Annotated in this window: 11 protein-coding genes and 1 tRNA gene; 6 read left to right on the plus strand and 6 right to left on the minus strand. The window is 46.3% G+C overall.

All coding sequences use genetic code 11. The annotated features are described in order from the left end of the window. Nucleotides 1–118: 118 nt before the first annotated feature. Nucleotides 119–203: transfer RNA gene (locus AACT21_RS14170), tRNA-Leu, on the minus strand. Between the two features lie 153 nt (nucleotides 204–356). Here AACT21_RS14170 and AACT21_RS14175 point away from each other — a divergent pair. Then, entirely contained in the window at nucleotides 357–878 is a 522-nt protein-coding gene (locus AACT21_RS14175) for an RDD family protein (protein WP_081265531.1), read from the plus strand. Between the two features lie 62 nt (nucleotides 879–940). Here the strand turns inward: AACT21_RS14175 and lptG are convergent, their stop codons facing one another. Next, entirely contained in the window at nucleotides 941–2011 is a 1071-nt protein-coding gene (lptG, locus tag AACT21_RS14180) for an LPS export ABC transporter permease LptG (RefSeq protein WP_013855998.1), read from the minus strand. A 3-nt stretch (nucleotides 2012–2014) separates the two neighbouring features. After that, a complete protein-coding gene (gene lptF / locus AACT21_RS14185) occupies nucleotides 2015–3115 on the minus strand; it encodes an LPS export ABC transporter permease LptF (protein ID WP_013855997.1) in 1101 nt (366 codons plus the stop codon). A 189-nt stretch (nucleotides 3116–3304) separates the two neighbouring features. Between lptF and pepA the strand changes: the two genes are divergently transcribed. The 3 genes from pepA (at nucleotide 3305) to AACT21_RS14200 (ending at nucleotide 8286) form a co-directional block, all read left to right on the plus strand. Then, nucleotides 3305–4813 carry a leucyl aminopeptidase gene (gene pepA, locus AACT21_RS14190; protein WP_010318842.1) on the plus strand — a complete coding sequence of 503 codons (1509 nt, stop codon included), beginning with the start codon at nucleotides 3305–3307 and terminating at the stop codon, nucleotides 4811–4813. Between the two features lie 67 nt (nucleotides 4814–4880). Then, the gene (locus AACT21_RS14195; protein ID WP_017043380.1) at nucleotides 4881–5330 is read left to right on the plus strand and encodes a DNA polymerase III subunit chi; all 450 of its coding nucleotides are present in this window, start codon (nucleotides 4881–4883) and stop codon (nucleotides 5328–5330) included. A gap of 94 nt (nucleotides 5331–5424) precedes the next feature. Next, the gene (locus AACT21_RS14200) at nucleotides 5425–8286 is read left to right on the plus strand and encodes a valine--tRNA ligase (RefSeq protein ID WP_094163396.1); all 2862 of its coding nucleotides are present in this window, start codon (nucleotides 5425–5427) and stop codon (nucleotides 8284–8286) included. Nucleotides 8287–8352: 66 nt separating this feature from the next. Here the strand turns inward: AACT21_RS14200 and AACT21_RS14205 are convergent, their stop codons facing one another. Then, the gene (locus AACT21_RS14205; protein WP_094163398.1) at nucleotides 8353–9315 is read right to left on the minus strand and encodes a D-2-hydroxyacid dehydrogenase; all 963 of its coding nucleotides are present in this window, start codon (nucleotides 9313–9315) and stop codon (nucleotides 8353–8355) included. Nucleotides 9316–9344: 29 nt separating this feature from the next. Further along, nucleotides 9345–10082: an RluA family pseudouridine synthase gene (locus tag AACT21_RS14210; RefSeq protein WP_064625906.1), complete on the minus strand. Its 738-nt coding sequence runs from the start codon at nucleotides 10080–10082 to the stop codon at nucleotides 9345–9347. Nucleotides 10083–10330: 248 nt separating this feature from the next. Between AACT21_RS14210 and AACT21_RS14215 the strand changes: the two genes are divergently transcribed. Further along, on the plus strand, nucleotides 10331–11602 hold the full coding sequence (locus AACT21_RS14215; protein WP_017047041.1) for an NRAMP family divalent metal transporter: 1272 nt from the start codon (nucleotides 10331–10333) through the stop codon (nucleotides 11600–11602). A 77-nt stretch (nucleotides 11603–11679) separates the two neighbouring features. Here AACT21_RS14215 and rapA read toward each other — a convergent pair whose 3' ends face one another. Further along, complete coding sequence (rapA, locus tag AACT21_RS14220) at nucleotides 11680–14589, minus strand: RNA polymerase-associated protein RapA (RefSeq protein ID WP_013855992.1); 2910 nt, start codon at nucleotides 14587–14589, stop codon at nucleotides 11680–11682. A gap of 434 nt (nucleotides 14590–15023) precedes the next feature. Here rapA and AACT21_RS14225 point away from each other — a divergent pair, with 434 nt between their 5' ends. Beyond that, nucleotides 15024–16400: a PhoH family protein gene (locus tag AACT21_RS14225; protein ID WP_094127413.1), complete on the plus strand. Its 1377-nt coding sequence runs from the start codon at nucleotides 15024–15026 to the stop codon at nucleotides 16398–16400. Nucleotides 16401–16421 lie beyond the last annotated feature (21 nt).

Below are 16421 nucleotides of genomic sequence, written 5' to 3' on the forward strand. Positions count from 1 at the left end.
ATATAGAAGTATGTGAAGGCTATCAAAAGAGTCCCATTTATCTAAGATAGTGGACTATTATTTCGAGGACAAAAACAACAAAGCCCCGACTTTCGTCGAGGCTTTGTTGTTTAAATTATGGTACCGGTGGGCGGACTTGAACCGCCACTCCCGAAGGAAACGGATTTTGAATCCGTCGTGTCTACCAATTTCACCACACCGGCATCTTGGGCATTGCCCTTTGATGGTTGGCATTATACGTAAGAAAGTTATTGGCGCAATAACAAAATATTGAAATACAAATCGTTTGCCGATATTTTCGCCACAAACCTTCAAGCTGTGCGTCTCTTCTCTTTTCAGATCCTCTCCGAGGCTATATGCTGCTGCAATTTCGCGAATACAAAAGATGTTTAGATATGATGAGTAACTCTATTTCTCTACCGCCTGCCGGATTACTACGCCGATTTGGTGCGCTCATTTACGATGCATTAATCATCATTGCTCTTGAGATGATGGCTGCTGGTGTTGTCGTTGCTATATTAGAAGCTCTCGTTGCGTTGAATGTGATGGGCTATGGCTCGTATGCAGATGTCAGCGACCTTCTCACTCGTCATCCCATTTGGAGCTATGTTTACACATTTTACCTTGCCGCTGTCTGGGTCTACTTCTTCGTCTTTTTCTGGACAAGAGCAGGCCAGACATTAGGGATGCGTGCTTGGCGACTTTTGATAATTAACGAACAAGATGGAAATTCAATCAGCGCCACGCAAGCTTTAATACGTTTGTTCACCTCAGGCTTTGGCTTGGCAAACCTCACCGTACCCTTTGATCAACAAAAAAGAGGGTTCCAAGATATTTGGGCCAAAACGAAAGTAGTGGTACTTCCTAAAGTTAATTGAGTCGGAATAACAAAAAGGAAGGTTTGCCCTTCCTTTTTGTTGATAGTTCTTACCTGTCATTTTTAGAGTTTTCGTCTTAACAACATTACGGCAACGCTGAGAAACACCAAACTGGGTGCGACGGCACCAAACACTGGTGGGATACCATAAACAAGACTCAGTGGGCCGAAAAACTCACTGGAAATATAAAATGTAAAGCCTGCAATCACGCCTGACAAAATCCTTGCGCCCATAGTAACGCTGCGCAATGGCCCAAAAATAAACGACAGTGCCATTAGCATCATCACAGCAATAGAAAAAGGTTGAGTAATTTTACGCCACAACGCCAGATCGTACCGTGAAGCATCTTGCTCCGACGTTTTTAAATAGCTGACATAATCATACAAGCCACTCAGTGACAACTCTTCAGGCTTGACCGTGACAACCGCCAGTTTGTCTGGAGCTAATGAAGTCGTCCAACGATATTCGGGTAATGTTTGCTTTGTTATCAATACATCATCGCGCATGTCGGTGATTTGAACATTTTTCATTACCCATTGATTGTCTTTATCGTAATCCACCTCTTCGGCAAAAAGGATGTTTTGCAAACTCTTATTGTTATCAAAGCGCCACATATTTAAGCCATAGAGTTTGTTGTCATCAATTTTACCAATAAAGATAAAATCATTCACATCGCGCGCCCACACACCGCTGCGCACTGAAACAATACTACCGCCAGAGAGAGAAAAAGCTCGCAGATCTCGCGCCATCTTCTGCGCTTGGGGTGCTCCCCATTGGCCAAGTAAGGTGACAATGATCATTAATGGCACTGCGGTTTTTAATACCGACATACCGATATTAAGCTTAGAAAACCCCGCAGCTTGCATGACAACGAGCTCAGAACTTGATGCCAACATACCTAACCCAATCAACGCACCGAGTAAGGCGGCCATAGGAAAAAACATCTCGATATCACGAGGAATGCTCAACACCACAAACAGTAAAGCTTGCAGTAAATCGTAGCTTCCTTCCCCGACTTTTCTCAATTGCTCAACATATTTGATAATGCCGGACAAACCAACAAAGGTCGCCAGCACTAACGAGGTTGTCGCAACAATAGTACGGCCGACGTATAAATCTAAAATCTTAAACACGCGTTATGCTGCCTTCTTTAGTCTTAGTTTATCTTTGAAGCGCCGCACTGGCACACTGTCCATGATATTCACTGAAATCGCCGCCAAAAGTAACGCAGCATTGATTGGCCACATACCGATCACCGTAGCAAGTGAGCCATCTTCAATGGCAGACTTGGTTGCGCTGATGGCCATAAAATAGGCCAAATAAATTAAGATTGCAGGTCCCATTTTCGCAAAGCGTCCTTGCCGAGGGTTAACCGCCGACAAAGGGACCACCAGCATGGTGAGTAACGGAATACAAATCACCAGAGAAATTCGCCATTGCAACTCAGCTTTCGCTCTTCGATCCGGGTTGGAAAGCAGATTGGATGTCGGTAACGCCTCCCAATCGCGTCCTTTGGGTTTAACTTCACGCTGGCCAATTAAACCTTCGTATTCGTCAAATTTTGTGATCATATAATCAACGCGTGTTGGCACGCCTTCATAGCGAATCCCGTCATACATGGTGATCATCTGACGGCCATCACTGAGCTCTTTAACATCACCAGAATTAGAGAACATCACACTCGGGAGTATCGAATCCTTTGGTGCAAGCTGCGCAACAAACACATTATGCAGTTTTTTGTTTTCAATATTTTCGATGAAAACCACCGAGGAACCATCCGGTGTGCGTTGAAATTGTCCTTTCTGTAGCAAATCAACGCTATTTTCTGCTGCAAGCTGCTCCATTAATTGTGCTTCTTTATCTTGGCTCCAAGGCGCCAACCAGAATGCGTTAAATGCTGCAGCACCTGAAGTGATCAAAGCCAAATAGAGTGCAGCACGGATCAAAAATTTATTGCCGATGCCAGTGGCATTCATCACCGTAATTTCGCTTTCTGCGTACAAACGTCCAAAAGTCAGTAAGATGCCGATATACAAACTCAAAGGCAGCATTAATAACCCCATTGCGGGCATATTTAAACTTACAATAGATAAGATCATTCGTGCTGGAATGTCACCATCGGAAGCTTCAGCCAAAACGCGAATAAATCGTTGGCTAAGAAACACGAGAAACAGTACGAAAAAGATCGCAAATTGGCTCTTGAGTGTCTCGCGGATCAAATATCTAACAATAATCACGCTGAAATTACCTATACAAAACTTGTTTTTTTGATTGAATCACTATAATTTCCCGTTGAACCTTTTATTTTTAAAATTTTCACTAACTGTTAGGCGTTCAATTAAAAGTAGATCCAAACTCGGATTCAACCACTAAGAGCGCATTATCTAACATTTAGTTCTATTTGTCTTCAGGATGTAGGAGTACGCATGGAGTTCAGTGTAAAAAGTGGCAGTCCAGAGAAACAACGTAGCGCATGTATCGTTGTTGGAGTGTTCGAACCACGCCGCCTTTCTCCAGTAGCAGAGCAGCTTGATAAAATCAGCGACGGCTATATTAGTTCACTACTTCGCCGTGGTGATCTCGAGGGTAAACCCGGCCAGATGCTACTGCTGCATCAAGTCCCTGGTGTTCTGTCTGAACGCGTTTTACTGGTAGGTTGTGGTAAAGAGCGCGAATTAGGCGAACGTCAGTACAAAGAAATCATTCAAAAAACCATCAGCACACTGAACGAAACGGGTTCAATGGAAGCCGTATGTTTTCTGACTGAACTACACGTTAAAGGCCGTGATACTTATTGGAAAGTACGCCAAGCGGTTGAAGCAACGAAAGATGGTCTGTACACCTTTGATCAATTCAAGAGCGTTAAACCGGAGACTCGCCGCCCACTGCGCAAACTTGTTTTTAACGTACCGACTCGCCGTGAGCTTAACTTAGGTGAGCGCGCGATTACACACGGCCTTGCGATTGCATCCGGTGTGAAAGCGTCGAAAGATCTCGGCAATATGCCACCAAACATTGCCAACCCAGCTTATCTTGCATCTCAAGCGCGCCGCTTAGCGGACGACTACGAGAGCGTCACCACCAAAATCATTGGTGAAGAAGAGATGGAAAAGTTGGGCATGACCTCTTATCTCGCCGTCGGTCGTGGCTCAAAAAATGAGTCGATGATGTCGGTCATTGAGTACAAAGGCAACCCAGATCCAGATGCAAAACCAATTGTGTTGGTGGGTAAAGGCCTAACGTTTGATTCCGGCGGTATTTCATTAAAACCAGGCGAAGGCATGGATGAAATGAAGTATGACATGTGCGGTGCGGCATCAGTCTTTGGCGCAATGAAAGCATTGGCTAAATTGAAATTGCCATTAAATGTCGTGGGTATCTTAGCCGGCTGTGAAAACATGCCAGGCAGCAATGCCTATCGCCCTGGTGACATTCTCACGACTATGTCTGGCCAAACGGTTGAAGTACTCAATACCGATGCCGAAGGTCGCTTAGTTCTATGTGATGCACTCACTTACGTTGAGCGTTTTGAACCCGATTGCGTGGTAGATGTGGCGACACTAACTGGCGCTTGTGTGATTGCATTAGGTCACCACATCAGTGGCGTGGTTTCAAACCACAACCCATTGGCGCATGAATTGGTTAATGCTTCAGAACAAGCAAGCGATCGCGCATGGCGTCTACCAATGGCCGACGAGTACCATGAGCAGCTAAAGAGCCCATTTGCTGATATGGCAAACATCGGTGGTCGCCCTGGTGGTACGATTACCGCTGGCTGCTTCTTATCTAAATTTGCTAAGAAATATAACTGGGCGCATTTGGATATTGCTGGCACGGCATGGAAGTCAGGAGCAGCAAAAGGATCAACAGGTCGTCCCGTCTCATTGCTCGTCCAGTTCTTATTGAACCGCAGCGGCCAAGAGTCTGAGGAATAACCTCAAAATGTGAAAAGGGCCGCAAGGCCCTTTTTTGTTGATGAGCGATTAGATAGTAGGTGACAACATGCAGCGAGCCACCTTTTACATTGTGAACGAAGAAAGCCCTCAAGCAACACTGGCAGGCTTTGAGCAATATGTCCTATTTCTGGCTCATCACTTCGCCAAACAAGGGGCAAAAATTTATCTGCATTGTGATGATAAAACTCACGCTGAACAGTTTGCCGAACATTTATGGCAAGTACCTGCAGAACAGTTTGTCGCGCACAATCTGGTGGGTGAAGGCCCGAAATACTCTACTCATATCGAGATTGGCTACCCCAACGTCAAACCCAATTGGAATCGTCAACTGGTAATAAATGTGGCGGATAATCATACAACCTTTGCGAACGCCTTTGCTGAGGTGGTAGACTTCGTCCCCTGCGAAGAAAAAGCAAAGCAACGAGCACGCGAAAGGTATAAAATCTACCGTCAAGCTGGCTACCAATTGCAAACAATCGAGATTCAACATCCATAGGTCAAACCTTATAGTTAAGGCGATCTTTAACAAGATCCTTCACTTATGAAGTTTGACTAAGATTAACCATTCACAGTATCCATTTAAGAGCACTATGGAAAAGACATATAACCCAACAGCAATCGAACAAGCTCTGTATCAGACTTGGGAAGAGAACGGCTACTTTAAGCCTCACGGTGATACATCAAAAGAAGCGTACAGCATCATGATCCCACCGCCGAACGTCACTGGTAGCCTTCATATGGGTCACGCATTCCAAGACACCATTATGGATACTTTGATCCGCTGCGAACGCATGAAAGGCAAAAATACCTTATGGCAAGTGGGTACAGACCACGCCGGTATTGCTACCCAAATGGTGGTTGAACGTAAAATTGCTGCTGAAGAAGGCAAAACCAAACACGATTACGGTCGTGATGCCTTCATCGACAAGATTTGGGAATGGAAAGGCGAATCAGGTGGTACCATCACTAAACAGCTTCGCCGCCTTGGCGCATCGGTAGACTGGGATCGTGAACGATTCACTATGGATGCGGGCCTATCCAATGCCGTTCAAGAAGTGTTTGTTCGCCTTTACCAAGAAGATTTACTCTACCGTGGTAAACGTCTTGTTAACTGGGATCCAAAACTGCACACTGCAATTTCTGATCTAGAAGTAGAAAACAAAGACGTCAAAGGTCACATGTGGCACTTCCGTTACCCACTGGCTGACGGCGTAAAAACAGCAGATGGCAAAGACTACATTGTTGTTGCGACCACTCGTCCTGAAACCATGCTGGGTGACACAGGCGTAGCGGTTAACCCTGAAGATCCACGCTACCAAGCTCTGATCGGCAAAGAGATCATGCTGCCAATCGTCAATCGTCGCATTTCTATCGTGGGCGATGAGCACGCCGACATGGAAAAAGGCACAGGCTGTGTGAAGATCACCCCTGCTCACGATTTCAATGACTATGAAGTCGGTAAGCGCCACCAACTGCCGATGATCAACATTTTCACCTTTGATGCCAATATTCGTGACGCCGCCGAAGTGTTCAATACCAATGGTGAACCAAGTGACGCTTACAGCAGCGATCTACCTGCTAAGTACCAAGGCATGGAGCGCTTTGCGGCACGTAAAGCCATCGTAGCTGAATTTGAAGCTCTCGGCCTGCTTGAAGAAATCAAAGATCACGACCTCACCATTCCTTACGGTGACCGTGGTGGTGTGGTTATCGAACCGATGCTGACCGACCAATGGTATGTACGCACAGCGCCACTAGCGGAAGTCGCAACCAAAGCCGTTGAAGATGGCGAGATTCAATTTGTGCCTAAGCAGTACGAAAACATGTACTTCTCATGGATGCGTGACGTGCAAGATTGGTGTATCTCACGCCAACTTTGGTGGGGTCATCGTATTCCTGCTTGGTATGACAACGACGGCAACGTTTATGTCGGCCGTAGCGAAGAAGAAGTGCGCGAACAAAACAACCTAGCCCCAGTGGTGGTACTGCGCCAAGATGATGATGTATTGGATACTTGGTTCTCATCCGCTCTTTGGACTTTTGGTACACAAGGCTGGCCAGAAAATACTGAGGCACTAAAAACATTCCACCCGTCTGACGTTCTTGTTACTGGTTTCGACATCATCTTCTTCTGGGTTGCACGCATGATCATGATGACCATGCACTTCTGTAAAGATGAGAATGGTAAACCACAAGTGCCATTTAAAACTGTTTATGTCACAGGCCTTATCCGTGATGAAAACGGCGACAAAATGTCAAAATCTAAAGGCAACGTGCTTGATCCTATCGACATGATCGATGGTATTGATCTTGAGTCTCTGGTTGAAAAACGTTGTGGCAACATGATGCAGCCACAGCTTGCAGCCAAGATCGAGAAAAATACACGTAAAACCTTTGAAAATGGTATCGAACCTTATGGAACCGACGCACTGCGTTTCACGCTAGCAGCGATGGCTTCAACCGGTCGTGATATCAACTGGGACATGAAACGCCTAGAAGGTTACCGCAACTTCTGTAACAAACTCTGGAACGCGAGCCGTTACGTGTTGATGAATACCGAAGATCTCGATTGTGGCTTTAACGCAGGTAGCGAGCTTGAGTATTCGTTAGCCGATAAATGGATCGAGTCTCAATTTGAATTGACGGCTAAAGAGTTCAACAACCATATCAACAACTTCCGTTTAGATATGGCGGCAAATACCCTTTACGAATTCATCTGGAACCAATTCTGCGACTGGTACTTAGAGCTGACTAAACCCGTATTATGGAAAGGCAGTGAAGCGCAGCAACGTGCAACACGCCGTACATTAATTACGGTATTAGAGAAAACATTACGCCTCGCGCACCCAGTGATCCCATATATCACTGAAACCATTTGGCAAAGCATTAAGCCATTAGTAGACGGCGTTGAAGGTGACACCATCATGCTGCAAGCTCTGCCTCAGTACGATGAAGCGAACTTCAACCAAGCAGCGCTGGATGATATCGAATGGGTGAAAGCCTTTATTACTAGCATTCGCAACCTACGTGCCGAGTACGATATCAACCCAGGCAAACCTCTTAACGTAATGCTAAAAGCCGCCAACAAGCAAGAAGTGGCACGTTTAGAAGCGAACAAAGCGGTACTGTTGTCACTGGCTAAACTGGAGGCTCTACGCGTTCTTGAAGAGGGTGAAGAGACTCCTGCTTGTGCAACGGCGCTGGTTGGTCAATCTGAGCTGATGATCCCAATGGCTGGTTTGATTGATAAAGATGCGGAGCTAGAGCGCTTAGCAAAAGAGATTGCTAAAACTCAAGGTGAAATCAAACGCATTGAAGGTAAACTCAATAACCAAGGGTTCGTCTCTAAAGCACCCGAAGCCGTTGTCGCTATCGAGCGTCAAAAGCTGAATGGCTATCAAGATACCTTGGTTAAACTGGAAGAACAGAAAGCGACCATAGCCGCGCTATAATCGCGATTGCGTTACCATTAAAAAGGTCGGTGTGAAAATACCGACCTTTTTTGTTTATTCACGCCATCAGCAGACGCGATTTTTGTGCTCTCCACGCTCAAACGCGGCAATGTTATCCATCAAAATCGTTGCCAATTGTGAAATAGCTGAGTCACTACCCCATGCCACGTGTGGTGTGAGCAACAAATTTGGCAAATCCATATTGGCTAGTAAGGGATTTGTTTTATCCGCTGGTTCTCGACTGAATACATCCACTCCAGCGCCAGCAATTTGCCCAGATTTCAATGCTGTCACAAGTGCTTGCTCATCAACCAAACCACCACGGCCTGCGTTAATCAACAATGCATTAGGCTTCATTATCTTTAATTCGTTCTCACCTATCAGGTTTCGGGTTTGCTCGCTCAATGGGCAATGTAAACTCACAACATCAGCCTCCGCTAACATTTGTTCAAAGGGCATAAAACCTTGTCGGCATAACTTGGCCCCCTTTCGTTCAGCAAATATCACCTGCATGCCTATCGCTCGTGCCAACGTTGCGGTTGCCTGTCCGAGCGCGCCACTCCCCACAATACCAATCGTTGAACCTGCAACATCCCCTATCGGATGAGTAAAAAAGCAAAATTGTTGATTGCGCTGCCACTCACCATTGGCAATATCTTGATGATAAGCAAACAGGTGACGCCTTAAGGCATAAATCATCCCAACGACATGTTCCGGAACAGAACGGGTGGCGTAGCCTTGAACATTCACCAGTGCGATGCCTGCTTCACGACAGTAATCGATATCGACATTATTGACGCCTGTGGCCGACACAGCAATCAAGCGCAATTTCGGACATTGTGAGAGTAGCGCCCTATCCAGCACCACTTTATTGGTGATTACGATATCGGCTTGAGATAGGCGATCGAGCGCTTGTTCGGCAGAAGTAAAGTCAAACTCAAGCCAATGATGAGCAAAAGGTAAGCTTGGCAATCGAATATAAGCAGGGATTGTGGACCTATCGAGAAAGACAACCGTGGGTAGTGACATATCAGCTCCTTGTCGCCACCCACATCACACTAAGGTCGGGGCAACGTTTTGTAATCTGGTAATTTTCGCTCAGGATCAAAGTGTTGCAAAATTTGCTCTTGTGCTTCGGGATAAAAATCACAGCCGACAAAAATATTGCGCAGCCAATGACTCTTTGGGTGATAAAAACTGAGCTCTGCGGCATGCAGCGCTAAGCGATCGGAAAAATCTTGCGCTTCTTGCGGGGCATAAAACTCATCACCCACAATCGGATACCCCAAAGCTTGCATGTGTACACGTAATTGATGCGAACGGCCAGTTACGGGAAGAAGACGTACAATTGTCGTTTTTTCTTCTCTTTTCGCTACTTGATATAAAGTTTTTGATGGTTTTCCATCTTCAAAGCAGACTTTCTGTTTAGGCCGATTTGGCCAATCGCAAATCAGGGGTAACTCAACCACCCCCTCGTCAAGCTCCATTACGCCCCACACGCGAGCGTAATAAATTTTATGCGTTAAACGGTATTGAAACTGCTTTTTCAATGCCCCTTCCGCGTATTTATTTTTTGCCAGCACCATCAAGCCAGAAGTCGACATATCCAAACGATGCACAACTTGGATCTCTGGATATTGCTCAGCCAAACGACTCCACATACTGTCGTGATGCTCAGGCAAGCGTCCTGGAACCGACAGCAGACCTGAAGGTTTATTCACCGCGAGAATCTGATCATCTTCATAGACAATATCAATCCAAGGATCTGTGGGCGGCGTGTATTCAAGCATAGCCATCGAAGGTTTCTCCTAAAAAAATCGGCGCATTATACCAACCTCTCCGCTAAGCCAATAGAGAAGAGTCATCTTAGTTTCGTTAAATCACGAAATCGTCAGTAAGTTAGCCTTGCTTAGAAATATCACTTGAAATGTAACTTAAAATTGACAGATTAACTGGGTGTGATATTGATTGATGAGCTTGACATTAAAGTCAGCTTCAAAAGCAAAAATTATAAATAACACAACATCAAGTCTAAGGAACAAGAATGGAACACAGCGTCCCTTATCAATCGGCCAAACGTTTAACCCTGCCACAACTGCTTCGTTCACTCGGGCCGGGCATTATGATGGCAGCAGCAGCCGTCGGCGGCTCTCATCTCGTCGCGTCAACTCAAGCAGGTGCAATTTATGGCTGGCAACTCGCAGGCCTCATTTTGCTGGTCAACTTATTAAAATACCCCTTTTTTAAGGCTGGCATTCAATACACCATGGGGACAGGCAAAAGTTTAGTACAAGGCTATGCTCATCTCGGGCGCGCTTACTTATGGGTTTTTGCCCTCTTAAGCGTGGTATCGGCCATTATAAACACCGCCGCGTTACTGCTGTTTAGCGCCAGTTTACTGGCCTATTTTGTCCCTTTTGAGCTGGGCAATATTGTTCTTTCCGTGATTGTGCTGACCACTTGTTTGCTGATCCTTTTTGCAGGCCACTTTCGCGCGCTCGACTCACTTTCTAAAATGATTATGGCAGTACTGACAATCGCCACCTTACTCGCCGTGGTGATTGCCGTCGCAACCCCAGCACAGATAGTGGTAGAAACCATTTCGCCTTCACCTTGGACACTCGCCGCGATCGGTTTTTTGGTGGTGACAATGGGCTGGATGCCCGCACCCATTGAGATTTCGAGCATCACTTCGGTGTGGCTCAAACGTCAATGCCAAGAGCAGCAAGTGACGCCGCAATCCGCACTATTTGATTTCAATGTGGGCTATATCGGTACTGCAATCTTGGCGATTGTATTTTTGGCGCTTGGTGCCTTAGTACTACACGGAACAGGCGTTGAGCTCTCGAAATCTGGCGTCGGCTTTTCACATCAATTGGTCGGATTGTACGCTTCAACCATAGGTGAGTGGTCACGTTATTTGATTGCAGTGATCGCCTTTTTCTGTATTTTTGGTAGCACCATCACCGTCATTGATGGCTATTCACGAGTGATTGCAGAATCACAACGTCTTTTGCAAAACAAAGAGAGCCAAAGCCCACGTTGCTACCAAGCTTGGGTCCTCGTGGTATCGGCTTTAGCGCTGGCCATCATTGCCTTTTGGGCTTCAGCACTGATGCCAATGCTGAATTTTGCGATGATCATGGCATTTATGACCACGCCAATTTTTGCGCTGCTCAACTATATTCTGGTGACTAAAACACCTTTACCGGCTGAACTCGCAGTAGGAAAAAAACTCAAAGCACTGTCTATCGTAGGGCTTGTTTATCTGTTTGGCTTTTTGGCGCTGTTTATTTGGTGGAAGTGGCTTATGTAACAGCAGACAAAACAAAGGCCTTATCGAAAAAGGCCTTTGTTATTTTTAATGTCCACCACAAGGGCCAATTAAAGGGATCAGTTATGCGTCACAACGATTAAACGCAACGAATCCAGTTGGAATTGCGCTTTACCGATGTAACCGCTTAACTCGTTAATCTGCTCTTCAATCGCGCTGATCTCTTCATCACGAATGTTCGGGTTGACTGCTTTAAGCGCCAATAAGCGCTCCAGTTCACCGTTTAAGCTCGACTGCATCTCTTTTTGCGCTTGTTCACGAATCGCTTCAACACGGCTCACAACTTGGCTTTCACTGGCAGCAATTAAGCTATGCACATCATTTTGTACTGACGTAACGAGCTTGCTGGCCAAATGACGATTCACTGGGCTTAATTGGCGATTGAAGCTTTCAAACTCAACTTGAGCAGAGAGATCATTACCGCGCGCATCCATCATCAAACGGATTGGTGTTTGAGGAAGGAAACGGCTGATACCACTGCGTTTTGGCGCTTGTGCATCCACCACATAGATCAACTCAAGCAGCAAAGTCCCAACAGGCAAAGCTTTATTTTTCAGCAGAGAAACCGCCGATGTTCCCACGCCTTCGCTCATCAGTAGGTCGATCCCGCCTTGAATCATCGGATGTTCCCAACTGATGAAATTCATATCTTCACGCGATAATGCCGTATCACGATCAAAAGTGATGGTCGCTCCTTCATACGGCAAACCGGGGTAGCTTGGCACCATCATGTGCTCTGATGGTGTGACCACCAGCGCGTTTTCACCCCGATCATCTTGGTTTAAACCGATCGCATCAAATAAGCTCAAAGCGAAAGTAACCAAGTTAGTATCGCCATCCGTTGATGCTATACTTTCGACGATTTTTAATGCTTTTTCGCCACCGTTTGAATGCATTTCAAGCAGTCGGTCACGCCCTTGTTCAAGCTGAGCCTTCAACGTTTTGTTGAGCGTTGCCGACTGTTCAATGATCTCATCCAACGTATCGATATTTCCCGAAGCCAGCATGTCAATCAGATCATCGGCATATTTATCATACACAGCGCGGCCTGTTGGGCAGGTTTCAGCAAATGCATTCAAGCCTTCATCAAACCAACGCGCCAAAATCGCTTGCGATGTGCCTTTAAGGTACGGCACATGGATATCGATATCACGGTGTTGACCAATACGATCCAAACGGCCAATACGCTGCTCTAAAAGATCTGGGTTAAACGGCAGATCAAACATCACCAACTGGTTAGCAAATTGGAAGTTACGCCCTTCAGAGCCGATTTCACTACAGATCAATACTTGCGCGCCACCCTCTTCTTGTGCGAAATAAGCGGCGGCTTTATCACGTTCTAAAATCGACATACCTTCATGAAAAACGGTAGCGCGAATGCCTTCACGCTCACGCAGTGCTTGCTCCAGTTGTAACGCGGTGCTAGCGCGAGAAGCGATCACTAAAATCTTTTCGCTACGTTTCTCTTTCACTTTTTCAAGTAGCCAGTTAACGCGAGAGTCAAACTGCCACCAGCTTGCATCGTCGCCTTCAAACTCTTGGAAAATCTCTTCGGGGTAGAGCATTTTCATCGCGCGAGCCTGAGCACTGAGCTTACCGCCGATCATGCCAGCCACTCGCATCGAGGTCGTGTATTGCGCGGGGATTTCCATCGGCATCAAGTGCACATTACGCACAGGGAATCCTTTAATCGCAGCGCGGGTGTTTCTAAACAGCACGCGGCCTGTACCATGGCGATCCATCAGATTATCAATCAGCTCTTGGCGAGCAGAGGCTTTGCTCTCTTCATCGGCATCGCTTTCAATAATGCGAAACAGCGGCTCAACATCTTGCTCTGAAAGTAGCTCAGTGATTTGGTTTTTGGCTTCGTTTTGCAACTTCTCACCCGAAAACAGGGCACTGACGGAATCGGCTACGGGCGCATATTGCTCTTCTTCTTCAACGAACGCCTCGTAATCGTAAAAACGATCGGGATCGAGCAAACGCAAACGCGCAAAGTGACTTTCACGGCCCAATTGCTCCGGCGTTGCCGTTAGCAGCAATACCGCTGGGGTGTTTTGCGCTAGCCCTTCGACCACTTGGTATTCGCGGCTTGGTTTATCTTGGCTCCATTCTAGATGGTGCGCTTCATCCACCACCAATAGATCCCACTCCGCCTCAAGTGCTTGTTCAAAACGTTGACGACTTTTACGCAGAAAATCGAGCGAACAAAGCACATATTGCTGAGTATCAAAAGGGTTGTGTGCTTCAGCAAACGCTTCAACACAGCGCTCTTCATCAAAAATGGAGAAATGAAGATTAAAGCGACGCATCATCTCCACCAGCCACTGGTGCTGCAAGGTTTCCGGCACCACAATCAAAATACGTTCCGCACGGCCAGAAAGCACTTGTTGATGAATGATCATCCCCGCTTCAATGGTTTTACCTAACCCCACTTCATCGGCTAATAACACGCGGGGCGCATGGCGACGACCAACCTCATGTGCGATATAAAGCTGATGGGGAATCAGGCCCGCGCGCATGCCACATAAACCACGCATTGGGCTTTTGTGTTGTTGATATTGATTAGTGAGGGCGCGATAACGCAACACAAAATTATCCATGCGATCAATTTGACCTGCGAACAATTTATCTTGCGGTTTGTTGAAACGGATTTGGTGGCTTAAGAAAATTTCACGTAGCGCCACGCCGCTTTCATCGTTGTCTTCGCGCGTACCGAGATAAGTGAGTAGTCCTTGTTCTTCAACAACTTGCTCAACGCGTAGCGACCAGCCTTCTTGGCTTTCAACCACATCGCCGCTATTGAACGTCACTCGTGTTACCGGGGCGTCACTGCGTGCATAAACGCGGTTTTCTTCTGATGCAGCAAACATCAAGGTCACAGTACGCGCATCAAGCGCTACCACAGTACCTAAACCAAGATCACTTTCTGTATCGCTTATCCAGCGTTGCCCCAAAGCAAAACTCATGAATCGACTACCTTATTTATTTGGAATGGATTGTATCGATCTGCTACCACGTGAAGGCAACTCCTAATTATGATTGTTGTTGGAGTGTGGTGCAGAAAAAGGTCGCTAATCTTACTTGATGGCGTGATACAGGTCACGTGTAAAGCGAAGGATAACCAAGATTTTTTTCTTCAACTTTTGGTTGACATCAAACTGTAAGAAATCGGTGGCATTTGTAGTAAACAAGGTTGCTATACTTGTTGTAACGATGCTTGCTTTGCCAGTCAAAAGGATGACTCTGGCACGAAGCATGCTGACCAAACAGACAATGAGTATCAACACAGGCTTGCAGTAAGTCATCGAGCAATCGAGTCACTACCGGCATCCATTGATCGATAACCTCTACTTGCTAGCACCTTTTGTTAAGCACGCTGCACAGCAGCAAGGAGACGCTTATGGGCGATACCGATCGGAAACTGTTTGTACTTGATACCAACATCCTGCTTCATGAACCTTTAGCCATTTACTCCTTCCAAGAGCATGATGTGGTCATTCCGATGACCGTTCTTGAAGAACTTGACCGGATCAAAGACAGCAAACGCGATGTTGCACGAGATGCGCGGGTCGCTATTCGTGCTTTAGAGCACTTATTCCACGATGCCACCCCAGACGAAATTACCGAAGGTATTCCATTTTCTAAAGAGGCCAGCAAGACGGGAACTATCTCGATCCTTGCCGACTTTGAGTTGCAAGAAACCGTCAAAGCCTTTGCTGACAAAGCCGGCGACAACCGTATCCTCAACGCTGTACTTTACCTGCAAGCGAAACGAGCGCCACGTTCTGTGGTTCTCATCACCAAAGACATCAACATGCGATTGCGCGCTAAAGGTGCAGGCGTGCGCTATGTTGAAGATTACCGCACTGACCAATTGATTGATGATGTGCAGTACCTGACCAAAGGCTTCCAAGTTCGTGAAGGAAATTTTTGGAACAACGTCGATGAAGTTGAGAGTAGAACCGTCGGCGGAAAAGCCTTCCATACGTTAGATAAAACGCCGTTTGATCCAACCTTTATCAACCAGTATGTCATTGATGAAGAAAGTGATTTTTCGGCACGCGTGCATGAAATCAACGCAGAAAAAATTACGCTGCTTGATATTGGCCGCGAGAGAATGATGCACCGCAAAGCATGGGACATCACCCCAAAAAATATCTACCAAGCGATGGCGCTTGATGCCTTGCTTGATCCAAGCATTGATTTGGTGATTTTAACCGGAGCCGCTGGTAGCGGGAAAACGCTGCTCGCGATGGCCGCCGCTCTTGAACAAACCATTGAGAAGAAGATGTTCGATAAGATCATCGTCACCCGTAACACGCCAGATATCGGAGAATCGATCGGCTTCTTACCCGGAACAGAGGAAGAGAAAATGATGCCGTGGCTGGCGGCGGTTACGGATACATTGGAAGCCTTGCACAAAAACGATCACTGCACCGAAGGTTCACTCAAATACATCTGCGATAAAGCCAATATCCAGTTTAAATCGATCAACTTTATGCGTGGGCGCTCAATCCAAAATGCCTTTGTGCTACTCGATGAGTGTCAAAATTTAACCGCTTCTCAAATCAAAACTATCATCACGCGCTGTGGTGAGGGCACTAAAATTGTCTGTTCTGGTAACTTAGCGCAGATTGACTCCCACTACTTAACCCCTGTGACCTCAGGTTTGACCTACATGGTTGAGCGCTTTAAAAACTTTGAAGGCAGCGCCAACATTCACTTAAACGGCGTCGTTCGCAGCCGCTTGGCCGAATTCGCTGAAGAGAATTTATAGTCACATTAGGCGAGATATTAT

Origin of the sequence: Vibrio sp. V08_P9A1T1 (assembly GCF_963874405.1) — a bacterium.
GTDB lineage: Bacteria > Pseudomonadota > Gammaproteobacteria > Enterobacterales > Vibrionaceae > Vibrio > Vibrio anguillarum.